The following is a 23,872-nucleotide window of genomic DNA, read 5'->3' as shown; positions in this document are numbered from 1 at the left end:
TGAAATTCATCCGAAACCCGACTCCCTCCGACTCCAAATCCAAACATTGCTCTCAAGTCGCATCGGGGCGACACTTGGGGCGTGAGCCACCCCTTCCCCACCGACTTCTGCCGCCGTCTCCTGGCGATGGCTGCCGTCGCCTTGGGTCTCGCCCTAACCAGTTGCGCACCGGATTACACCCTCGTCAGCCACCAGCAGCCTGCCGACCAGCGCGATGAAACCTTCCAATACCGCAAATGGCTGAGGAAAGGCACCGAACCGGAGACCGTCATCATCGGGCTTCACGGATTCAGCGGCGCCTCGATCGACTACGAGAACCTCGCCCTCCACATGATGCGCGAGCAACCGGAGTGCGCCGTCTACGCCTACGAAGTCCGCGGCCAGGGGCGCGACCCCAAGAAAGAGCGCCGGGGAGACATCGATGACCCCGCCCTCTGGTCGAACGACCTGATCGCCTTCACCTCACTCATCCAAAGCAAGCATCCCGATGCCCGCATCGTCTGGTTTGGTGAGAGTATGGGTGGCCTGATCATCGCCCACACCTACCACGATCTGGTCGAGAGCAACCAAACGCCACCGTGCGATGCCATCGCCATCTCCTCACCCGTCGTGAAGATCCGGGATGACTTCCCGGCGTGGAAAAAGGAACTCGTCCGCGGAATTTCCAAAGTCGCACCCACCAAGCGGATCTCCCTCGAAACCCTCGCCGGCGGCGAAGAGGTGCAAATGACCGAGGACAGCCTGCATTCCGACCAATCCGAGACCAACTCGTGGCACGTCGAAACCCACACACTTCGGCTCCTCGTCGCCCTGGGTGACATGATTGAGGAAATGCCCGAATGCGCCGAGACCTTCAAGGTGCCCACCCTCATCGTGCATGGCGGCAAGGACTTCTTCACCACTCCCTACGACGTCCAATCCTTTGCGGCCCGCATCCCGGCAGAGACGCCCGACAAGCGCCTCTACTACCCCGAGGGCCACCACCTGCTGATGTACGACACCATCAAGGACGAAGTCATTTCGGACATCGCCGATTGGCTCGACCACCTGGACCGTTAGATCCTTCCGTTAGACATTGAGATAGGTCAGCAAGACACGCCCGGTGGTCCACTCAACCGTGATCTTCGCGTAGTCACCGGTGCACGGAACACCGGAGAAGTGCTGGGTCCCCAGACTCGGATCCGGCTCTTGGCGGAGTTCCTTCAGCAAGCGGACGATCTCGCCCCGAGGCGCCACAAAGGACACCTCCGCATGCTCCTCGAGGACCAGATTGTCATAGGCATGGGTCACCTGGGTCGCTCCCTCCGGCAAGTCGCACTCGAGGATATTCCGGAACAGCACTCCGGAGTCCAGCCGGTGCCTGACCGCAACCGCCAGAATCAAAACACCCAGCAGTAGCGGGAGCACGCTCGCCGCCCTCCATCGCCACGAATGGCGGAGGCAGGCTCGACCCGTCAGGTAGCCGAGCATGAAGAAAAAGCCCATCGGCAGCGCGACGAAGAAGGCGAAAACCCCGTTCACGAACAGCTGGCCGAAGATGTCGCTCCGCCACTCGGTGTTCACGATCAGGGTGTGCATACTCAGGACCGCCCATGAGTAAACCACCAGGCTCATTCCGACGAGGAAGCCGGTCATCGTCCGCCGTCGGACCCGCCCTTGCTCCCGCATCATCTCCTCGATCTGGCGAGGAGAGGGCGTCTCCCCGTTCCCCATCAATTTCGGATCCTGCTTCTGATCGCACTCCATGCCACGGACGTCTATAGCACATGGCACGGAACGACAAAGCCCACGAACACCCCCTCCGAAGCTGCCGAACTCCTTCTCCTGCCTGCTCCAGGCCGGAATCCAGCGGCTTTTCCCAGTCCTGCACGCCCATCTCGGGAGGCCCGGTCGGGCCGAAAGGTCACTTCACAGGCTGATTTGACATCCGCCGAGGGACCGCGCACCATCCCGCTCGTGGACACACTGAAAATTCTTCTCGGAGCAACCATGGCCCTACTCATCGGAGCCCTGCTTGTCTTCGCCAACCGGATGCAACGCGGGGTCGAGGAGGCATCTCCTCAGGACGTCGCCGTGATGCGCCAGCAGCTCTTCGAGATGCAGCAGGAACTCGAACGCCTGAGCCTCGAAAAGCAGCGCCGCACCCTGCGCGATGCCGTGGAATCCCCTTCGGATTCCGACCTCGTCACCCGCGGGGAGGCCAAGGAAACCGTCGTGGAACTCGAGGAACGCCTCGAGCAGCTTGAAGCTGAAGCCGTCGACCTGCGCGCCGAAGCCGCCGTTGCCGAGAACGAGGCCAACTTCCTCACCGGCCGCTACACCGAGAGCCGCAACAAACAACAACGCCGGGCCCGCGTCATCAACGACGCCATGCTCATCGCGACCATCAAGGAATGGGTTGAGGATCCAACCTACGGCGGCTTCGCCATCCTCTCCGTCGATCGTCCGGAAAACGTCCAGATGGGCACCGTCCTCGCCATCCGGCGCAACGGTGGAGTGCTCGGAACCTTGAAGGTCGGTGAAGTCTCGATCGATGGCGCCATCGCCAACCCCGTGAGTTCCTTCGCTGAGGTCAAACCCGAGCCCGGCGACGAATTGATCCTCAACGAAGTCGTCCGGCTAGCTGACTGACTTTTCTCCCTGCCCCCGGATCCACCCGGGAGCCAAGGGAAACCCAAAAAGGCCATCCCGCCCGGGATGGCCTTTTGCGTTGAATCGGGAAGCGGCCTCTACTTGCTGAGCAGATAGCCCAGCAGGTCGCGCAGCTCATCGCGGTTCAGGCGATTGATCAGCCCACCCGGCATCGGCGAGATGGGCGATGGCTTGATCTCCTTCACCGAACTCCGCTCCACCTCGACGGTCTTGGAAAAATCGAAAGGATTCACCGCCACGATCAGCACCTTGTCCTTCTCCTCCAACGTCCGCCCGAACACCTGCGATCCGTCATCACGGGTGATGGCATCGAAGGCATACTGGTCCGACACCTCCTTGCTCGGCTCGATCAGGGCCACGGCCAGATCCTTCGCGGTGAAACGCCCCCCAAGGGTCGACAGATCCGGACCGACCGCACCGCCCTGCCCGCCGAAACTGTGGCAGGCCGCACACAGCACCGCGCGGAACATGCGCTCCCCATTCTTGCGGTCCACCCCATCGAAACCTTCGGCCGCAAGGGCTTCCACCTCCTCGATGGTCCAGGTTTTCCCCGGCCCCTTCACCGGAGGCAGATCCGCCAGTGGGTCCTTGGTTTCAACCGGCTGCCGTTCATCCAGCCAAACCCGCTCGTCCGGAGTCGCACCATTGAGCGTCTCCTTTCTCAGGTCCTGGATGAAACCCGCGTAGCTGTTGCCGCCCGTCCGGGTCTCGAGTCGATCGAGCCAGGCCATGAAGCGTTCCCGTTCGCTCCGTTCCCAAGGACCCGGAACGGCGCGCAGGCAATAGACATAGTGAATCACCCTCGTGGGGGGGAGATTCGCCACCATCTTCTTCACTGCCCCTCCATAGCGGCTGTTGCGCTCGGCGAGCGCCAGCCAGTCGGGAGCGACCGGAGGGGGAGCGGTGTCCATCAGGCTCAGCGTCCGACCCACCACTCCCGGAGCATTGAGATAGCACAGCATCCGGCACAGCTCGGCATTGATCTCTCCATCCTGAGCCGGATAGGCCGCATCGATTTCACCCAGGACCAGTCCACGCAGCGCATCATTCGGCGCTCCGCCCCGCGCGAATGCCAGCCCCGCTGCCCGCAGCCAGTTGAGCTTCTGCGGCTTGCTCAGCTCCGTCCATTCGAGGTCCACGAGCCTCTGGATCACCATTGACTGCTGCTTGGCCGCATCCAGTCGGGCCACGGCCATGGCGGACTGGATCACCTCCCACGGCTTGTCGGCGGCTTCAAGGGCCTCAACCGCCGCATTCACTCCTTCCAGTTCGAGCGCCGTCCTCGCCCGGAAGCGCACGGTCCGGTCCTCACTGGAAATCCCGGTCTTTGCGACCGTCATAGCCGGCAAGACCGTGGCATACGGCACCGGTGCCACCGATTCCTCCCCCTTGTAGCGCACCCGCCACAAAGCCGACTCGGTCCTCCGCCCTCCGGTCAGGAAATACATCGCCCCGTCCTTGCCGATCACCGCGTCCGTGAGCGGCAATCCGAACCCGGAGAGGAACTCTTCCCGCTCGGCCGTGTAGGTCTCGCCCTCCTTCACGAAATGGACCGCATGAACGGTCGCATACGTCCAGTCGAAGGCATACATCGCCCGCTGGTACTTCCCGGGGAAAGCCGCACCCCGACCCGCGAGCAGACCGGTCGGCGAACCCGGACCCAGATCCACCGCGGCCGGCATACTATCTTCATAGTATTCCGGCCACTTGCCGGTCCCGTTCCGCCAGCCGAACTCCGCACCCGGAACGACATGATTGATCCGCGTCGGACGATACCATGGCATTCCCAGATCCCACTCCATGTCCGCATCATAGCTGAAGAGATCCCCCTGATCATTGAAGGCGAGATCGTATTCGTTCCGGAAACCGATCCCGATCAATTCCCACTCGCTCCCGTCCGGTTTGAAGCGGGCGATGTAGCCACCGGGAGCCATCCGGTCCCGGGCATGCCCACGACCATCCGGCCGCCGAGGAAGGAGCTGGTCTTCCCCCCAGATTTCAGGGACCCAGCTTTTCTCGTAGTCCGGGAGTGCCGTCATGTTGCCGGCACAAAAGTAGATCCACTGCCCATCCGGTGACTCCACCAGCGAGTGGGGTCCATGTTCGCCCCGCCCCTTGACCGCCTTCAACAGCTTCGGCATGCCCCAGCGATCCCCATCCGACTCGACCCGATACACCCCGGATGGATTCATCCCACCCTCATTGACGGTCACGTAGAGCGCTCCATCCTTCCAAAGAAGACCCTGCGCCCCAATCAGCGAAATCGGCAGATCCTCGACCTCAGGCACCCCCGTCGGAGGAATGGTCACCCGGTACAAGCCACCGTGCTGGTCCGAACAAATCAAGCGACCGATGTCATCCACTGCCATCGAAACCCACGACCCTTTCTCCTTCGGTACCGTCATCAAGCGCTCCAACTCGAAGTCCGGCAGCAGCGTGACTCCCTTGACTGCACGACTCCCGGTCACCGGCTCGGGAATCACCATACCCCATGGCTCGTCTCCCATTTTGGCCACCACGGTCGCCGGGGACCACTTCGTGCTTGTGCTCCCCACGGCCTGCCAGCCCTCACCGACTTCCTTGGCCGCATGCCACTGGGCGTTGGACACCACAAACAGCTTCTTCCCCGCAGGCTGCGACACGTGGAGGCGGAGTGCCATACCGGCATTGCCCTCTTGATTGCGTGCCTCAACCGCGATCACGTTCATCCCTCCCGGCACCAGCAACTTCCGGATCTCGTGATTCGCAGCGACGCTCCAGTCCCAACTGTCGCCCAGATCCTCACCATTCACCCAGACGCGCGCGTAGTTGTCGGCGGTCACCACCAACTCAGCACCAAGGATGTCCTTGGGTGCCGTGAACTCCGTCCGGAAAAACGCCTTCTCGTTCTTTGTGGGTCGACCACTCGTCCAGATCCACGAAACCGCAGGCCCCGTCGTCGGCTCCGGAGCGCTGACCGCCTTCTTCAGCACCAGATCCTTCATCTCCACCCGCATGGGTGGCCCGGCATGCAGCTGCAGACCGATCAGCCCCTTCATCGAGCGACGCCCTTCATCCAGGTCCGTCACATGCACCGCCAGCCGTCCATTGACGAAGTGCTGGAGCCGATGACCCTTGGCCACGATCCGATACTCGTTCCACTCGGAAAGATCCGTCGGCTCGATCGCCAGAGTCGCGATCTCCTCAGGCTCCGCATCCGCCGCAAGTTTGACGCGTTGCCCCCGAAGACACGCAATGCCACGTCCCCGCTCCTCGTAGAGCATCCCCAAGTAGTCCGCCTTCGCGTGCAGATCGAGTTGATACCCCTTCATGCGCCAACCCTCGCCCGGCAGACGCTCGCTACGGTACTGCACCCCGGAGTTGTTCCCGGTCACCCGGGCCTTGAAGGACAAATCAAAGTCGTCGACCTCCCCACCCTTCCAGATCAGGAACTCGTTCGCACTCAGCTTCTTGTCCGTCGCATTCGTCTCACCGACGATCATGCCATCCTCCACCCTCCACAATTTCGGGTCGCCCTCCCATCCGGTGAGATCCTTTCCATTGAAAATCTCCTCCGCACCAAGCGGCAGCCACAAGGCCAGCCATGCCATCATCCATGTTATCCGCATCGGACACGCTACGCATCCGCTTCGCCCATCATTTCCGAGAACTCTTCCTCATGACACCTTTCTTGTGAATTTCTGGCTCGTTTCGAGTATCGTCGTGGCGGAATGCTCCAATTCGTAGCAAACTCCTTCAAACCCATGCTCCCCGATTCCTTCCCCACCCCGAGCACCTTCCGCCACGGCCTGATCGCCGTCAGCCTCGTCACCGCAACTGTCCTCGCCCAGACCACGGTCTTCGAGGCCGACTTCGAGAGCTCGATCTACCCCACGAAAGGGAGCGCGATCTACAATGCCGATGGCGAGACCGCATCCGCCCTTCCCAGTCCTACGTCCCCCTCGTCAGATCCGACCCTTGGAAACGGGGCCCTGGCGCTCGAGAGCAACGATACCGGCCTGCTCAGCACCCGGTTCAACCTGTCCGAAATCGTCAGCCTCTCCGGATCGGACACCGCCACCCTCAGCTTCGAGTTGGCCTCCATCCGCACCAACAACGTCGAGATCACCACGGTCATGACTGGCTTTGACGCGTCGGGTCAACCCATCTTCGCGCTCGTGCTGGGTGACAGGGACGCATTCGGCAATGACAGCAACGACCGTCAGAGACCCGGTTACGAAGTCGCTGGCCCGGTCCGCGCGACCCTTCCCGGAGCCGGAGTCCCCGGGAGCTACTGGTGGGGCAACGGCGGAAACGGAAACTCGCTCGACACCAGCAAGGACGCCAGCTTCACCGTGACCGTGGGCAACTCGGGCTGGACCGTCGCCACGACCAGCCAGACCGGAGCCACCTTCACCTCCAGCTCGATCCCGACCTACGACGGCACCACCCATGACAGCCTCGCCTACTTCACCCTCACCAACGTCACTGGCACCAGCTTCGGCCATTACTGGGACAACTTCCAGGTCACCGGCACACCCTCGCCCATCGTTCTGAACAGCTACACCTGGACCGCCGGCGCATCCGGTGGCGACGGCGCTTCGCTCTTCGGTGAGAACAACTGGTCGAAGGACGCCGACAACGTGACCACGATCCCCAGCATCAATGCCGGTGAACCCGTCGATGCCGACCTCGTGATCGCATCCGGCACGCCCGGTGGCGGTGGAGCAACGGGCACACTCAACCTCGGGATCGGATCCCTCACGGTCAGTGGCGGCACCACCCTGTTCGCCCTCGGGGGCGACCACCGCATCACCCATGGCCCCCTCAGCATGACCGGGGGCACGGTCAGCACCGAGGGACTTCGAGCCGTGACCGCCACCCTTTCAGGCGGAAACCTCGTGCTGGATACGAGCAGCAGCCCGCTCGATCAATCGACCGTCGACTTCCCGGTCGGGTCGACCGCCACCCTCGAATTCACCGTCTTCTCCCCGGAGGGAACGGTCGACAACCTCCTGTCCGCCATCACGGTCGAGGGGCAACCCGCCGTGAACGGGATCAACATCGCCGTCACCTCAAACGGCTCCGGAGGCAGCCGGTTGATTCCCTTCACCGGTGCCCCCGATGGAGACAACGACAACATGGCCGACGCTTGGGAAACGATCTACTTCGGCGACACGTCGCGGGATGGTACCGCGGACTTCGACAATGATGGGCTGACCGACCTCGCCGAGTTCAATGCCGGCACCTTCCCCAACCACGGTGACTCGGACGATGACCTGATCGCCGACGGCGCGGAGACCACTACCGACCCCGCCAACCGGGACTCGGATGGCGACGGCAATCCCGATGGCTTCGAACTCGCCAAAGGCCTCGACCCCAACGACCCCGCCTCAAAGATCGACCGCCCCAACATCCTCTACATCTTCTGCGATGACCTCGGCTACGGTGACATCGGCGTCCTTCACCAGAATTCCAAGGCCGGCAAGAAGCACAAGACCCCCTTCCTCGATGCGATGGCGAATCAAGGGCTGATTCTCGATCGCCACTACTGCCCCGCTCCCGTCTGCGCACCCTCCCGCGGCTCGCTTTTCACCGGCATGCACCAGGGCCACGCCAACATCCGGGACAACCAGTTCGACAAGGCCCTCGAGAACAACCACACCCTCGCCACCACCCTGCGCACCGCCGGCTACCGGACCGCCCTCGTCGGCAAGTACGGACTTCAGGGCGGCGGTGGAAACCCCGTCGCATGGCCTGCCTACCCCACCAAGCGGGGCTTCAATGAGTTCTTCGGCTACGTCCGCCATGCGGACGGCCACGTCCACTACCCGGACTACGAATGGCCACTCGGCAACTCCGCGTCCCATCGCAGCAAGAAGGAGCTCTACGACGGAGAGATGGAAATGGCGTCAGCCCTCGACAAGTGCTTCACCCCCGACCTCTTCACGGCGAAGGCCAAGCAGATGATCATCGATGAACACGGCGATGGTGACAACGAACCCTTCTTCATCCTCCTCGCCTACGACACCCCCCACGCAGCCCTGCAACTCCCCACCGTCGAGTTCCCCGGCAGAAACCCCTCCGACGACGACGACGACTCGGGCTTCGGCATCTCGGGTGGCCTGCAGTGGACCGGCATCGAAAGCGGCATCATCAACACCGCGATCGGCACCGAGGACTCCTACATCCACCCCGACTACGCCGGAGAATCCTGGACCGATGTGGAGAAACGCCAGGCCACCCTCATCCGCCGCATGGACGACTGCGTGGGAGACCTCCGCAAGACCCTCGCCGACCTCGGCATCGAAGATGAAACCCTCATCGTCTTCTCCGCGGACAACGGTCCTCACAGCGAATCCTACATCGCCGGCGTGAACTACCAACCGAGCTCGTTCCAGTCCTACGGACCCTTCGAGGGCATCAAACGCGACTGCTGGGAAGGCGGCATCCGCCAGCCGACTCTGGTCTGCTGGCCAGGCACCATCCCCGCCGGATCGACCAATGAAATGCCCGCCCAGTTGCACGATTGGCTCGCCACGCTGAGCACCGTCGCCGGCCTCACCCCTCCCGCCCGCACCGACGGCGTGGACCTGACCCCGACCCTCACCGGAACCGGCAGTCAGAAGCCCACCACCACCTACATCGAATACACCACCGGCGGCAGCACCCCCACCTACTCCGATTTCACCAATCACGGAGGAACAGCACGCACCCAGTCCCAGGTCATCTTCGTCGACGACTACAAGGGCATCCGCAGCAACCCCGCAACCGCTGACACCGACTTCGAGATCTACGATACCCGCCTCACCGCGGACCCCACTGAATCCAACAATCTGGCCATCAACCCACCCGCCGGACAGGAAACCTACTTCGTCGAACTCCAACAGCGGATGAAGGACCGCGTCCTGCGGATCCGCCAGCCCGACTCATCGGCCTCCCGCCCCTACATGGACAGCACCCCCGTCCCACCGGTGACACCCGGGGCCGTCGTCAACGGAGTCGAGTGGAAGTCCTACAGCGGCTTCTGGCCGTGGATCCCCGAGTTCACCACTGAGGCCGAGCTCGGCAACGGAACATCCGCCTCCCCGGACCTCGCCGACCTCCCCGCGGGCCCCATGGAAAACGGCCTCCTCTACACCGGCTACATCTCGATTCCCACCACGGGCACCTGGACCTTCAGCGTGCAGTCGGACTCCGGCGCATTCCTCAGGATCCACGACATCATGGTCCTCGACGACGACTTCAAGCACGACGGCTCCGTCACCACAGGAACCGTGCTGCTCGAAGCCGGCATGCACCCCTACCGGATCTACTACAGAAACCGTAGCGGAGTGACACCCCAGCTCGACATCACCTGGAGCGGCCCCGGCACCACCGCCGAGGAACTCCCGGCCTCCGCCCTGTTCATCGAGGGCACACCCGATCCGGAACCCATCGGCATCGACGATGACGCCACCACCGCCGTCGGATCGAGCATCCTCATCGATGTCCTCGCCAATGACATCGATGACGGCCTCCCCAACCCGCTTTCCATCACAGCCGTCGCCGCCCCCACCTCCGGCACCACCGCCATCGAGAACAACCAGGTCCGCTACACCCCTGCAGCCGGGTATGCCGGCACCGACCAGTTCGAATACACACTCACCGACGGGCAATTCACCACCACCGCACGGGTCACCGTCACCCTCGTTTTCCCCATTTCCAACCTCTGGGTCCCCTTCAATGAGGGCCAGGGAACCGTCGTGCACGATGCCGGAGGGACCGCACTGGGAGCCCAGGCAAATTCCGGCCCCGGGCCAGCCTGGAACGACAGCCCGAACGGCCTCGCCCTCGCCTTCGATGGAGTCGATGACTTCATCCCGGTCAATCCCGCCATCTACACCCCACCGCTCGGCTCCACACCCCGCACCGTCACCGCATGGATCAAGGTGCCGGACGCCTCCAGTTCTCCAACCCTCGGCTCCCTCGTCTCATGGGGGTCGAACACCGGCGCCAACGGGGGCAAGTGGCACTTCCGACTCGAGAATGCCGCCGCAGGAATTGGCACACTCCGCGTTGAAGTGAAGGGCGGCTACCTGCGAGGATCGACGGACCTGCGCGACAACCAATGGCACCATGTGGCCCTCGTATTCCCCACCGGCGGCTCGGATGTCACCGACTGCCTGCTCTACGTCGACGGCAACCTCGAAACCCCGGGTGGCTCCACCCCCGAACCCATCACCACCAACCTCGACAATGCCCTCGCCATCGGGGTGGACGACCAGAACCGCTACTTCGAAGGCCTCATCGACGAGCTCCGGATCTACTCCAGCGCCCTCAGCGGACCCGACATCACCGATCAAGCCAACGACCGGGATCAGGCACCCGCAGCGTGGCACGCCCGCTACTTCGGCGATGCGGTGGTCGACTGGAATGCCGACGATGACAACGATGGCCTGCCCCGACTGCTTGAATACGCCTTCGTTGGAAATCCACATGTCACATCGAGCGCCCCGCTTCCCCAACTCTCGATCGAGGATGACACCGCCTACCTGACCTTCTCGAAGCCCGACGACCAGTGCCAGGGAGTCGACTACACCTTCGAGCAATCCGAAGACCTCCTCGGATGGACCTCCTTCGAAGCCATCCCTGATGAGGATGAGCCCGGACCACTCCCGTGCACCGAGACGGTGAAATTCGAAGCTGGCACCGCCACCCCGGTCCGCCGGTTCCTTCGCGTCCGGGTCGACCTCAGGCCCACGAACCAGCCCTAGTGCAGTCTGCTTGGCGGACTGCACTAGCACGCTCACGCCTGCTTCTCGACCATCACGAAACGACGATCGAACCGGCCATCGGAGTGCCGTCGGCAACACGCCAGGCAGGCAGCCTCGCGCTTCATCCGCCGCACCCGCCTCATGCCCGCGCCACAGCTCGGACACTCGTAGTAGTAGCGCCGCACCACCTTCCTCCTCGGGAGGTCCAGCCGATGGGTCACCGGCGCTCCGGGGATCCCAAGATCCGCGCACGCCTTCTGCCATTCAGGGCCATGCGGTGCGATCCGCCGACCATGCCTCTCATGGGCCACCAGATGGGCCAATTCATGCAGAAGCGTAAGCCTGACCTCCTTCTCACCATGCTTGACCAGCAGCGGATTCAGCTCGATCCACGAGTCTTCAAGCCAGGCACGCCCGGCCGTCGACCGCAGTCTGGGGTTCCAGCCCACCCTGAGTCGACCCGCCAGCTTCCGCAGACGGAGCGCCAGCAGAAGCTCCCGACACTGCGCCGCCAGCACCCGCCCATCCAGGGCATGCTCAGACTCATCGTGCGGCTCACTCACTCCGTTCGGCTACCAAGCTTCCACGCCGATGGCAACCCATCGACGCCCCATGATCGTCTTTGCTGGCACCCCCCGCATCCCGACTCTAGACTTCCCCCACCTTGTCGGAATCCGCAACCAACGTCACGGCACCCGCCCTTCGCCTCCGCAGGGCCGTCCACCGCTTCTACCACTCCGGGGCCGCGTGGAATTTCTTCCTGCGCAGGCGACTCCGACCGGCCGGCATCGGACTTCTGCTCATCGGGATCGTGCTGACCTGCCTGGCGGGTGGTCAGGCCTCCGACCCGATCTTCCGCCTGCTCTCCTTCGCCTTCACACTCGGCGTGATCTCCCTGCTCTGGTTGCCGCTACGCCGAGCCAAGCTCGAAGTGCAGCGCGACCTTCCGCAACACGCCACCGCCGGCGAAAGGGTGCGGCTCCGCTACCACCTGAAGAACCAAGGGAAACGGAAGCTGAGGAATGCCTGGCTGATCGAGACCCCGCCCGACCCTCGTCCAAGCCGCGAGCTCTTCATGCAAAGCGTCGAACCCGGTAGCGAGAAGCGCAACGCCTTCGACCGCACCTTTGCCTACTACTGCTGGAACTGGCTCTGCGAGCGCCGCCTCCTCTTTGAAGCCACCCCCTCCGACCAACCCGTTACGCTCGAGCGCGACGGAGAACAAACCCTCACCGCCGAACTCATGCCACGACGACGTGGCCTGATCCGTCTCGACGACCTCCGCGTCCTCCTGCCCGACCCACTCGGCCTGTTCCAGCGCTGCACCGTCGTCTCGAACCGGGCGGCCACGCTGGCGGTCCTCCCGCAACGGTTCCGACTCCCGGGTTTCGAACTCCCCGGAAGCGCACGGTTTCAGCCCGGCGGCGACGCCGCATCACGCAACACCGGACCGTCCGGTGAGTTCGTCAGCCTGCGCGACTACCAACCCGGCGACCCACTCCGACTGATCGACTGGAAAAGCTGGGCGCGCACCGGAAAACCCATCGTCAAGGAGTTCGAGGACACTTTCTTCCCCCGCCACGGCCTCATCCTCGACACCTTCCCGGAGGCACTCGACGAGGATCTCTTCGAAGACGCCGTCTCGGTGGCGGCTTCTTTCGTTTCCTCGATCGACACCCAGGAATCGCTCATCGACCTGATGTTCATCTCCGGTCGCGAGCAGGTCGTCACCGCTGGCCGCGGCACCGGGCGCTCGGACACCCTCCTCGAGGTCCTTGCCGGCGTCGAAGCCTCGCCCACCCCCGAATTCGAATCCCTCAAGCGCCTCGTGCTCCGCCACACCGAAGACCTGGCCGGCTGCCTCGCCGTCATCGCCGGCTGGTCTCCCGAACGCGCCCAACTCCTCAACGCCATCAGCAGCGCCGGCGTCGAAATCGGCGCCGTCGTCGTCTGCCGCGAAATCCCGGAATCCCGCCCACCTCGCGTTCACTTCGTGCGCAGCTCCCACCTCGCAGCCGACCTCCTGCGCCTCCCACCCCGGCTCTGACCGCCATGAGATCCATCTCATCACCCCGCGAACCCACCGCACCACCCCGCCTCCTGCTCGGGGTGGCGCTGATGCTGTGGGGCGGTATTTCGGATCATCCCTTGATCGGTCTGATCACCGCCATCATCGTCGAGGCATCCCACTGGACGAGAATCCGCTGGGAATTCAGCGACCTCGCCAGCCAACGCGCCTGGCGGACCTCGCTCGTCCTCCTCCTCTTTTCCGGGGCGATCATCTGGATGAATTCATCCGTCATTTCCGCACTGCCGAAGACGGTCGTCTGGTTACCGGTCATCATCCTCCCGCTCCAGTTCGTGCAGAGCTACGGCATCCACCGTAGCATCTCACTCACGAATTTCTCGCAGTTCCTCAGACGACGGAAGGCCCATTGTGAGAAATACGGCCTGCCCTTCCGCGACGTCCGTTTCAACTTCGGCTACGTCTACCTGACCGTCACCCTGGTGGCTTCGGCACTCGGCGATCACGCCCGCTCGGTCATTTTCTTCCCGGCCGCCCTCATTCTGATCATCTGGGCCTTCCACCGCTCGTTCTCATGGAAACAGCGGCTCGCCCCGATCGGCGCCCTCGTCATGATCACCCTCGCCACCATCGGCGGCCTCGGCGGGGAAAAGGCACTGAACTACGCCTACCAGCGCTTCGTCCTCGGCAACTATCAATACGGCTCGCTCGACTGGGCACGCCAGACCCGCACCTCCATCGGCGAATTGAGGGAGATCAAGCAGTCTCCCGCAATCCAATGGCGCCTCATCCCCGGCCACGGTGACCTGCCACGCCTCGTCCGCGTCGCAGCCTACAACACCTACCTGAACACCTACTGGAGCACCGTACTCCCCGTCGATCCGAGGGACGAAGACGCCGTCCGCACCACCGGCATGTTCGAGGATCTTCCCTCGGTCGGTGCCGATGAGATTGAATACCGCATCACCGCTCTCGCGGAGGACAACACCTTCCTCGACCCCGCGGCCGCCACCCATCCATCCCTGCCCTACTTCACCCTGCGCGGCTCCCACCCGAGGAAGGGCCTCCTTCCCATCCCCGCCAATGCCGCCAGCATCGTGCAGGAGAGCCAGCAGCTCGAAATCAACCCCTTCGGCACCCTCCGGCTCGACCCGAAACACCCGGTCACCGATACCGTCGTCCGCTGGGCCGACCCCATGACCACCGCCCGCCCACCATGGGAGGACCCCCGCAACCCCGACCGGGTCGACCCCGACCTGCGCATCCCCACCAACGAAGCCGAGGCCATTGCCGAGTTCGTCGATCGGCTCGGCCTGCGCGATCTTCCCTTTGAAGAGCGAATCCGGGTCCTGCGCCAGCACTTCAACGACCACTTCACCTACACCCGCTACCTCGAACAACCGCGCCCCCGCACCGACAACGGCCGCGCCGCCTTCGTCACCATCTTCCTCAATCAGACCAAACGCGGCCACTGCGAGTACTTCGCCACCGCCACCGCCTTCATCCTCCGCGAATGTGGCGTGCCGACCCGATACGCCACCGGCTTCAGCGTTGCCGAGCGCGATCCGAAGTCCGGCGTCGCCTTCCTCCGTGGAACCCACGCCCACGCCTGGGCACTCGCATGGGACGCCGCGCGAGGGAAGTGGGTCGATGTCGATCTCACCCCAGCCGACTGGACCGGCCGTGAAACCCCTCGGGTGGCCGCATGGCAGCCCTGGCTCGACCGGCTTCAGATGTTCCGTGACGACCTCCTCGTCTGGCGGACCCAGCCCGGCAACATGGCCATGGCCATCCTCCTCATGGTCCTGCCGCTGGTCTTCGGCGCCCTCCTCGTCGCCAGAAGGCTCTGGCGTTCGAAGAAGCGGCTCGAAGAAGAACGCACCACCACCCCATACCGCCGCAAGGTCGAAACCACCGCCCTCAGCGACCTCGAACCCCTCGCCACCCCCCACATCGGCCCCCGCCCTCCCGGCACCCCCATCACCCGCTGGCTGCGCCAGCTCATCCCCCTCCTTCCCGACCCCATCCCACTGGAAAGCGCCATCCGCCTCCATCAGGCACGACGTTTCGACCCCGCTTCCAGCCCCGACCAGCTTGACCCCGATCTGATCGCCCAGGTCTCCCAGGTCCGCGACGACCTCACCCAGCTCCCCGACCAGTAGGACATTCCACGGTAGCGAAATCCGCCGATCTCCCCCGCTCCGGACCCGACCATCCCTGGCATCGGTCGCCTTTTCCCTTGCCAATCCAGGCCCCACCCCCTATCCCGCGCGTCCCTTCTTTCGCTGCCGCTACGACAACGGGAAACCGGAGGGACCGATCCATGCGGCGGGTTTCCCAAAATCGCCCGACCTGAATCAAGGCGGGACCAAGAACATGATTAACGAACTCATCAACGAAATGGTGGACGCCGGCGTCCACTACGGCCACCAGACCAAGAAGTGGAATCCCAAAATGAAGCCCTACCTGATGAAGGACAAGGGTGGGATCTACATCATCAACCTGGACCAGACCGTCAAGTGCCTCGACAAGGCCTCCGACTACCTCTCCGGCCTCGCCACCAAGGGCAAGAAGATCCTCTTCGTCGGCTGCAAGCGCCAGGCCCAGGAAGCCGTCCAGCAGTCCGCTGAGGCAACCAAGCAATTCTACGTCAATCACCGCTGGCTCGGTGGCATGCTGACCAACATGTCGACCGTCAAGAAGTCCATCGAGCGCCTCAAGTGGCTCGAAGGCCTCGAAAAGTCGCCTGAGTTCAAGATGATCTCCAAGAAGGAGTTCGCCGCACTGACTCGTGAGAAGAACAAGCTGCGCCGCAACCTCGAAGGCATCCGCAACATGGACGGCCTTCCCGACGCACTGGTGATCGTCGACTCCGCACGCGAGTCCATCGCCGTCGCCGAAGCCCGCCGCCTGAACATCCCGATCATCGCCATTGTCGACTCCAATGCCGACCCTGGCGTGGTCGATTACCCGATCCCGGGCAACGACGACTCCGTTCGCTCGATCCGCATCATCCTCCAGAACCTCGTCGACGCCATCGTCGTCGGCAAGAAGGGCTGAGGAACTCACGGAAACGTCACCCGAGCAGGCACTGATCTCGAAGGGCTCCCCCTTCACGATCCGTGCCGCTCCGAACCATCCAACGATTACATCACACCATGATCACCGCATCACTCGTCAAAGAACTCCGCGATAAGACCAACGCGGGCATGATGGACTGCAAGAAGGCCCTCACCGAGACCGCCGGCGACCTTGAGGCCGCTGTGACCTGGCTCCGCGAGAAGGGCATTTCGAAAGCCGCAGGCAAGGCCGACCGCGAAGCCTCCGAAGGCATCATCGCCGCCCGCCTCTCCGATGACGGCAAGTCCGGCATCCTCGTCGAAGTCAACTGCGAGACCGACTTCGTGTCGCGCAACGAGACCTTTGTCGCCTTCGTCGACGAAATCGCCGACACCCTCGCAGCCAGCGACGCCTCGAATCTCGAGGAAGCGCTCAAGGTCAGCAAGGGCGAGGGCACCATCGACGAGTTCGTGAAGGCCAAGGTCATCGAACTGGGCGAGAACATCCAACTCCGCAAGTTCGAGCGCTTCGAACTCGAAGGCAGCGGCACCATCGCCCACTACATCCACATGGGCGGCAAGGTCGGCGTCCTCGTCGAAGTCGGAGCCAAGCAAGGCGAAACCGCCGCCAAGGAAGAGTTCCAAGAGCTCGTGAAGGACATCACCCTCCACATCGCAGCAGCCGCACCGAAGGGACTTTCCAGCGAAGACATCTCCTCCGACCTCGTCGAGGCCGAGAAGGACGTCTTCCGTGCCCAGCTCAACAACGAAGGCAAGCCTGCCGAGATCATCGAAAAGATCATCCTCGGCAAGATCGGCAAGTTCTTCTCCGAGAACTGCCTGCTCGAGCAAGCCTTCGTCAAGGACCCCGACCAGAAGATCAAGGGCCTCGTCGCCACCACCGGCAAGACCGTCGGCGACGAACTGGAAATCCGCCGCTTCGTCCGCTTCGGACTCGGCGAGTAATCCCCCTCAGGTTCCCACCTTTCAAAAGCGCCCGCCTCCACCCAGGAGCGGGCGCTTTTTCGTGGCCGGATCACCCGCCTCGGACCTATCACCCGCCTAGGACCCGCCCCCCCACTCCTTCACTCACCACCCACCGAAGTCAACGCGTGCTTATTTACTGAATTACAGACCTTTTGTTCTTGCATTATTCATACCGTTGGCCACGCTCCTCCCGACTGCACCGGGGAACCGGATTCCGTTGATCCGTCAGGGAAAACAAGGCTTGGACCGGCGCCTCGTCGCCTCGCATCCGAGCTGAAGACTCCCGCCAGAATCCAAAGCAGAATACGCGGAGTGAGTCTCGCTTGCGGCGTGGAGCCTTGCTCCTACCCGGCGTTTACTCCGGTCAACTCATCACCAAGCCATGGTCGCCCCTTTCCAGAACTCCACCGCCGACAAGGACCCGTTTGCGGCACGCCCATTTCTGGTCTTCTGGGAGATCACCAGGGCTTGCGCCCTCGCCTGCCAGCACTGCCGCGCTGAAGCCCAACCCCGGCGCGACCCACGCGAACTGAACCACGACGAGGCTTTCAAGCTGGTGGATCAACTCGCCGAACTCGCCCCACCCATGCTCATCCTCACAGGTGGCGACCCGCTGATGCGCAAGGATGTGCTGGAAATCGGACGCCGTGCCAGCGACGCAGGCATGCGGGTCGGCCTCAGCCCATCCGGCACCCAGAGACTCGTAAACTACGATTTCTCTAGTATCCACGATGCCGGCATCAAGCGCATCTCATTGAGCCTCGACGGAGCCACCGCCGAAACCCACGACCGTTTCCGCGGCGTCCCGCACACCTTCGACCGCACGATCAAGGCCGTCCACATGGCGCACGACGCCGGCCTGTCAGTACAGATCAACACCACCCTGGCCGCTTCGAACCTCCACGAGTTCCACGCCTTCCGCGACCTCATGTTCGAACTCAAGCCCGAGATGTGGAGTGTCTTCATCCTCGTCCCCACCGGTCGTGCCGGCGCCGCAGACGTCCCGGCAGCCGATGACCTCGAGCGGATCTTCGCGGAAATGGCCGACCTCGTCGGCAACGCACCTTTCGCCATCAAGACCACCGAAGGCCACCACTTCCGCCGCGTGCTCGCGCAGCGTGGAAAGGGCGGCAACAAGGGACGTCAGGGCATGCGCTCGCCCCTCGGCATCCGTGATGGACGCGGCGTGATGTTCATTTCCCACACCGGCGTGGTCAGTCCATCCGGCTTTCTTCCTTTCGAATGCGGGACCGTGCGCGAGCACCACCCCGCATGGATCTACCGCAACCATCCGCTCTTCGTCAGCCTGCGTGACTCCGATGCCCTCGGCGGCAAATGCGGCCGCTGCGAGTTCCGCAAGATCTGTGGTGGCTCGCGTTCCCGTGCCTACGGCATGACGGGCGACGCCTTCGCAGCGGATCCATCCTGCTCCTACGAACCTGCAATGCTCAATTCATGATCAATCTGACCCGACTCTGGACCGGAGAAGCCCAACCTGCCGACGACCTGCGCTACGGCCACGGCAAGGCAGCCGCTTCCAACTCACGCGTGCGCAAGCCCATCGTCGTCTGGAACATCACCCGGACCTGCAACCTTCGCTGTGTCCACTGCTACTCGGACTCGATGGCCCAGCAGTACCCCGGAGAACTCAACTGGGAGCAGATGCAAGCCGTGGTCCAGGATCTGGCCGAATACCAGGTGCCTTCGCTGCTGCTCTCCGGGGGTGAACCGATGATCCACCCCCGTTTCTTCGACCTCGTCGACCTGGCTTCCTCCAAAGGCCTGAAACTGACCATCTCCACCAATGGCACGCTCATCACGCCGGAGAAGGCCGCTCGCCTTAAGGAAGCCAACGTGGCCTACGTCGGAATCTCCCTCGATGGCATCGGCGCCATCCACGATGAATTCCGCGGCAAGCAGGGTGCCTTCGATTCCGCCGTGCGTGGATTCAAGCACTGTCACGAGGTCGACCAGAAGACCGGCCTGCGCATGACCCTGACCCGGCACAATGTCGCCAACCTCGATCGCATCCTCGACTTCATCGAAGAAAAGGAAATCAAACGGACCTGCTTCTATCACCTCGTCCCCGCCGGCCGTGGCAGCGAACTCCAGGTGCTCGATCCCGCCGAGTCCCGCCACGCCATCGACACCCTGATCAAGCGGGTCGAACACTGGCACGACCGCGGCATCAACCGCGAGGTCCTGACCGTCACCCAACCAGCGGACGGAGCCTACCTGCTGACGCGGATGGAGCGGGAAAACCACCCGAATCTCGAGCAGGCACGCCAGCTCCTGAACTGGAATGGTGGCGGAGCGAACAGTTCCGGTCGCGCCGTCTCGAACATCGATACCCAGGGCAACGTGCATCCCGACCAGTTCTGGCAGGATGTCCAGCTCGGCAACGTCAAGCAGATCCCCTTCTCCACCATCTGGGAGGAAGGCAATCCCATGTCCGCGAAGATCCTCTCCGAAATCCGCTCCGTCGGTGCCCTGAGCGCTTCGGAACGTCAGGAGAAAATGCAGGGGCCATGCGGCGGATGCCAGTGGTTCGCCACCTGCGGCGGTGGGTTCCGCACCCGCGCCGCCTTCGCCAATGGTCACCTCTGGGGCAGCGACCCGGCCTGCTACCTGACCACGGAGGAGATCGGGGCGCATGCCGTATGCTGAGGTCCGGATCGCCTGCCCCATGCCATGAACCGTCTCAACCAGATCGCTGAAGAACCGTTCCGCGTGTTCTTTCCGCTGGGCATCCTGGCATCGGCGGTCGGCGTCCTCCTATGGCCGGCGTACTTCGCCGAATGGACCACCATCTACCCGCTCGAAGCCCATGCCCGGTGGATGGTCATCGGCTTCGGCGGTTGCTTCGTCGCCGGATTCCTCGGCACCGCCGGCCCCCGACTGCTGGGCTCGGATCCTTGGTGCCGGTTTGAAATCATCCTCCATGTCGTCATGGCACTGGTCGTCATGACCAGCCTGGCATTCAACCGCATCGCCATGGCCGACCTGATGACCGGCTTCTGGCTTCTCGGCATTCTCAAAAGCCTGCTCTTCCGGGTTTTCGTCGGTCGCAAGGACATGCCACCACCCGGACTGCCGCTGGCCGTGCTCGGGCTGACCGGAGCCATGCTTTCCGGCTTCGCCCTGAGCATGGAAGGCTACCTGAGCTATTCGATGCCGTGGCGGACCTTCTGGAGGTTGCTCTATTTCCAAGGCTTCCTTTGGCTGCCCATCCTCGGAGTGGCCCCCTACCTCCTGCCGCGCTTCTTCGGACGCAAGTCACTGCACGCCTTCGACGACAGCCTGAACATGCCGGTCGGGTGGATGCGCCCCTTCATCGAGTCCACCATCGCCGGCGTGCTCTTCCTCGCCAGCTTCGCGCTGGAAGCCTGGGTCGGCGGCCGCACCGGCATGGCGCTCCGCTGCGTCGTGGTCGCCGTCCACCTCACCCGTTCGGTCCCCGGACTCGTCTCGTGGGGGAAAGTCAACGGCCTCGGTCTGGCCCTGCGCTGGGTCCTGCCCTCGGCACTCGGGGGTTGGATTCTTGCCATGATCTTCCCGCCACTACGCATCGGCTCGCTGCACCTCATGTTCATCGGCAGCCTTGGCCTGCTGATGCTCGCCGTCGCCACCCGCGTCACGCTCGGGCACAACAGCCGCCACGACCGACTCTCCTCTCCCCTGAAGTGGTTTCACGGAGTTTGGGTTCTGATCCTCTTCACGGCCGCCACCCGCCTGACCTCGGACTTCGTGCCGAAGGTCAGGGTCACCCACTTCATCTATGCCGCCCTGCTGTGGGTCGTCATTCTCGCATTCTGGGCATGGAAGCTCCGCCGTGAGGCTCGCCTCCCGGTCTACAAGGAAGGCGAGATCAAGAGCCAGTGCCCGCGCCGTCGCCGCGCCGCCCTCAGACGGCAGACCTCATGAACCAACCAGGTTCCGGTGCCAACCGACCCTTCATCAACTCGTCGATGAAACGGGGCATCCATCTACAAGAGCCTGCAGAACGCCCCCCTTTCTCCTGCGAGATCTCAAGCCTCTTCTAGAATCTTCATTTCATCCCGCCGCCTCAGAGGCACCGACTGTCTTCTCCTACCCCACGACCATCTGAAAACATCATGAGCTCACACCTACCACCGGCCACCTCACTACCAGAAATCATCCAGGGAGGGATGGGCGTCGGCGTCTCAAGCTGGCAACTCGCCAAAGCCGTCTCGTCCATCGGGCAACTGGGCGTGGTGTCCGGCACCATGATCGATGTCGTCGTCGCCCGAACCCTTCAGCTTGGAGACCCGGGCGGACACGTCCGACGTGCCCTCGCAGCCTTTCCCAATCCGGCCCTCACCGAGCGCTTCCTGAAACGTTACTTCATCGACGGCGGCAAGCCGGAGGGCGCCCCCTTCCGGCCCGTGCCCATGTCCGCCCTGCCCCCTTCCAGAGCTTCACTGGAATACTCCGTCCTCGCCAGCTTCGTCACGGTTTGGCTGGCGAAGGAGGGACATCCCGGAAGCGTCGGCATCAACCTGCTGGAGAAGAGCCAGATCCCGACCTTGCCACTCCTCTACGGAGCCATCCTCGCCAAGGTCGACTACGTCCTCATGGGTGCCGGCATTCCTCGCCAGATCCCCGGTCTGCTCGACCTCCTCTCCGCCAACCAGCCCGCGGAAATGCGGATCGACGTCACTGGCGCGACCGAACCCGTCACCCTGTCATTCGACCCACTCGATGTCTGCGGAATCACGGATCCCACCCTTAAGCGTCCGGCCTTCCTCGCCGTGGTCTCCTCCGCCGTGCTCGCCAAAACCCTGCACCGAAAGGCATCCGGCGTGGTCGATGGATTCGTCGTCGAATTCCCAGAAGCCGGAGGTCACAACGCTCCTCCTCGAGGTGGCATCTCGCTCTCGGAATCCGGCGAACCGATCTATGGCCCGCGCGATGCCATCGACACCTCCGCATTCCGCAAGATCGGCCTGCCATTCTGGCTCGCTGGCGGCTTCGGTCGGGCCGGCAAACTTCGCGAAGCCCAGGCACTCGGAGCTGCCGGAATCCAAGTCGGCACCGCCTTCGCCCTGAGCGCGGAATCCGGATTCACTCCATCGCTCAAGTCGAAAATCATCGATGCCATCCGTACCGACGAGCTGGAGATCTTCACCGACCCGTCCGCCTCCCCCACCGGCTTCCCCTTCAAGGTCGCCTCCGTACCGGAAACCCTTTCGGAAGACCCGATCTACCAATCCCGGGAACGCGTTTGTGACATCGGAGTGCTCCGCGAACCCTTCGCGAAGCCTGATGGAAGCATCGGCTTTCGCTGCTCGGGTGAGCCAGTGGATTCCTACGTCGCCAAAGGCGGAGACCGCCAGCGCTCCATCGGTGCGAAATGCCTGTGCAACTCGCTGGGGGCCACCATCGGGCTCGGTCAGGAGCGCTCCGGTCAACCCACCGAACCCGCACTGATCACCCTCGGCGACGACCTCGAAAGCATCCGCGACCTGCTCCCGGACCAGGGCGACAGCTACACCGCAAAGGCCCTGGTCGACCACCTGTTGGACGGGTCCGTCACCTCAGCCTCCTGCTCTCCGTGCCATGCTTGAATCCGCCTCCTACCCGAAGCCACCGAACCGACCGAACTCGCTCTCTGCTTTCGGTTTGAGACTCATCAAGCCGTCTTGAGCCGACCCGGCACCCTGCTCATCCGGTTATACTCGACCTTCCCACCCCTCCAGCCTATCTGATGGAGGCATGAAAGCGCTGTTCATCTCGCTCGCCCTGATCATGTCCTGCCATGCCGATGAGCGGGTCAAATGCGCTGACGGACGTTACTCCTTCGAGTTCCCCGCCAAGTGGGTCAAGGCCAAGTCCCCCACCCCCAAGGCTGACTTCGCTCGCGAAAGCCCGGACAAAGGCACGATCATTTCGATCAATACCGACGCCATCCCGGAAGGCCGATCCCCCGACCTCGATGCCATTGCCAAGAGTTCTGCCCAAGCCATGGCCAAGGCCATCGGCTTCAAGGGCGAAGGCACCGCCTCACCCGGGAAGCTCGACGGTTGTGATGCCCGCTTCGTGACTCTCATTCCCGAAGAGGGCCAACTCGGCATCGTCGCCGTCTTCATCGATGGCCGCAAGGACCTCGTCCGCTTCCAAGCCACCATCGCCCTGCCACTCGACGAGAAGACCAAGGACGCCTGCCTCGCCATCGTCCAGTCCTTCCGACGCGAGGACGCCAAAAAGGAAGAGTGACTCGTAGGAACCCCAGCGTTCGACGATCACGGGCTGCTTACGCCCCGCCAGATCAAAGCCCTTGCTGGACCTAGAATGTGGTCAACGGTGTCTCCATTGGGGATGCATAGGCCGATTGGAGGCGTTTTTGCATGCTGGCGACATCCATTATGTCACATATGCTCTTTTTGTAAGCT

Annotated in this window: 15 protein-coding genes; 12 read left to right on the top strand and 3 right to left on the bottom strand. The window is 63.2% G+C overall.

The window, feature by feature from the left end:
• Window positions 1-81 precede the first annotated feature (81 nt).
• Window positions 82-1,059, top strand: a complete 978-nt coding sequence (locus JIN81_RS02000; protein ID WP_200275776.1) for an alpha/beta fold hydrolase — start codon at window positions 82-84, stop codon at window positions 1,057-1,059.
• Window positions 1,060-1,068: 9 nt separating this feature from the next.
• Here JIN81_RS02000 and JIN81_RS01995 read toward each other — a convergent pair whose 3' ends face one another.
• The gene (locus tag JIN81_RS01995; protein WP_200275775.1) at window positions 1,069-1,746 is read right to left on the bottom strand and encodes a hypothetical protein; all 678 of its coding nucleotides are present in this window, start codon (window positions 1,744-1,746) and stop codon (window positions 1,069-1,071) included.
• A gap of 210 nt (window positions 1,747-1,956) precedes the next feature.
• Between JIN81_RS01995 and JIN81_RS01990 the strand changes: the two genes are divergently transcribed.
• Window positions 1,957-2,631, top strand: a complete 675-nt coding sequence (locus JIN81_RS01990) for a hypothetical protein (protein ID WP_234044378.1) — start codon at window positions 1,957-1,959, stop codon at window positions 2,629-2,631.
• A gap of 98 nt (window positions 2,632-2,729) precedes the next feature.
• On the opposite strand, the gene JIN81_RS01985 is transcribed toward JIN81_RS01990, so the two are convergent.
• Window positions 2,730-6,245 carry a 3-keto-alpha-glucoside-1,2-lyase-like domain-containing protein gene (locus JIN81_RS01985; RefSeq protein WP_234044377.1) on the bottom strand — a complete coding sequence of 1,172 codons (3,516 nt, stop codon included), beginning with the start codon at window positions 6,243-6,245 and terminating at the stop codon, window positions 2,730-2,732.
• A gap of 150 nt (window positions 6,246-6,395) precedes the next feature.
• Between JIN81_RS01985 and JIN81_RS01980 the strand changes: the two genes are divergently transcribed.
• The gene (locus JIN81_RS01980; protein WP_200275771.1) at window positions 6,396-11,387 is read left to right on the top strand and encodes a sulfatase-like hydrolase/transferase; all 4,992 of its coding nucleotides are present in this window, start codon (window positions 6,396-6,398) and stop codon (window positions 11,385-11,387) included.
• Window positions 11,388-11,419: 32 nt separating this feature from the next.
• Here JIN81_RS01980 and JIN81_RS01975 read toward each other — a convergent pair whose 3' ends face one another.
• Window positions 11,420-11,950, bottom strand: coding sequence for a SprT-like domain-containing protein (locus JIN81_RS01975; protein WP_200275769.1), 531 nt, complete (start codon window positions 11,948-11,950; stop codon window positions 11,420-11,422).
• Between the two features lie 101 nt (window positions 11,951-12,051).
• On the opposite strand from JIN81_RS01975, the gene JIN81_RS01970 reads away from it, so the two are divergent.
• The 9 genes from JIN81_RS01970 (at window position 12,052) to JIN81_RS01930 (ending at window position 23,696) form a co-directional block, all read left to right on the top strand.
• Window positions 12,052-13,434: a DUF58 domain-containing protein gene (locus JIN81_RS01970; protein WP_200275767.1), complete on the top strand. Its 1,383-nt coding sequence runs from the start codon at window positions 12,052-12,054 to the stop codon at window positions 13,432-13,434.
• Between the two features lie 5 nt (window positions 13,435-13,439).
• The gene (locus tag JIN81_RS01965; protein ID WP_200275765.1) at window positions 13,440-15,575 is read left to right on the top strand and encodes a transglutaminase-like domain-containing protein; all 2,136 of its coding nucleotides are present in this window, start codon (window positions 13,440-13,442) and stop codon (window positions 15,573-15,575) included.
• A 214-nt stretch (window positions 15,576-15,789) separates the two neighbouring features.
• On the top strand, window positions 15,790-16,473 hold the full coding sequence (gene rpsB / locus JIN81_RS01960) for a 30S ribosomal protein S2 (protein ID WP_200275763.1): 684 nt from the start codon (window positions 15,790-15,792) through the stop codon (window positions 16,471-16,473).
• A 98-nt stretch (window positions 16,474-16,571) separates the two neighbouring features.
• On the top strand, window positions 16,572-17,438 hold the full coding sequence (tsf, locus tag JIN81_RS01955; protein WP_200275761.1) for a translation elongation factor Ts: 867 nt from the start codon (window positions 16,572-16,574) through the stop codon (window positions 17,436-17,438).
• 403 nt (window positions 17,439-17,841) lie between these two features.
• On the top strand, window positions 17,842-18,918 hold the full coding sequence (locus JIN81_RS01950; protein ID WP_200275759.1) for a TIGR04053 family radical SAM/SPASM domain-containing protein: 1,077 nt from the start codon (window positions 17,842-17,844) through the stop codon (window positions 18,916-18,918).
• On the top strand, window positions 18,915-20,126 hold the full coding sequence (locus tag JIN81_RS01945) for a radical SAM protein (RefSeq protein ID WP_200275757.1): 1,212 nt from the start codon (window positions 18,915-18,917) through the stop codon (window positions 20,124-20,126). The genes JIN81_RS01950 and JIN81_RS01945 overlap by 4 nt, the downstream gene beginning before the upstream one ends.
• A gap of 24 nt (window positions 20,127-20,150) precedes the next feature.
• Window positions 20,151-21,383: an NnrS family protein gene (locus JIN81_RS01940; RefSeq protein WP_200275755.1), complete on the top strand. Its 1,233-nt coding sequence runs from the start codon at window positions 20,151-20,153 to the stop codon at window positions 21,381-21,383.
• 191 nt (window positions 21,384-21,574) lie between these two features.
• Window positions 21,575-23,047: a nitronate monooxygenase gene (locus JIN81_RS01935; protein ID WP_200275753.1), complete on the top strand. Its 1,473-nt coding sequence runs from the start codon at window positions 21,575-21,577 to the stop codon at window positions 23,045-23,047.
• Window positions 23,048-23,195: 148 nt separating this feature from the next.
• Window positions 23,196-23,696, top strand: coding sequence for a hypothetical protein (locus tag JIN81_RS01930; RefSeq protein WP_200275751.1), 501 nt, complete (start codon window positions 23,196-23,198; stop codon window positions 23,694-23,696).
• Window positions 23,697-23,872 lie beyond the last annotated feature (176 nt).

Origin of the sequence: Haloferula rosea (genome assembly GCF_016595525.1) — a bacterium.
GTDB classification, from domain to species: domain Bacteria; phylum Verrucomicrobiota; class Verrucomicrobiia; order Verrucomicrobiales; family Akkermansiaceae; genus Haloferula; species Haloferula rosea.
This window is presented reverse-complemented; position numbering and strand designations above follow the sequence as displayed.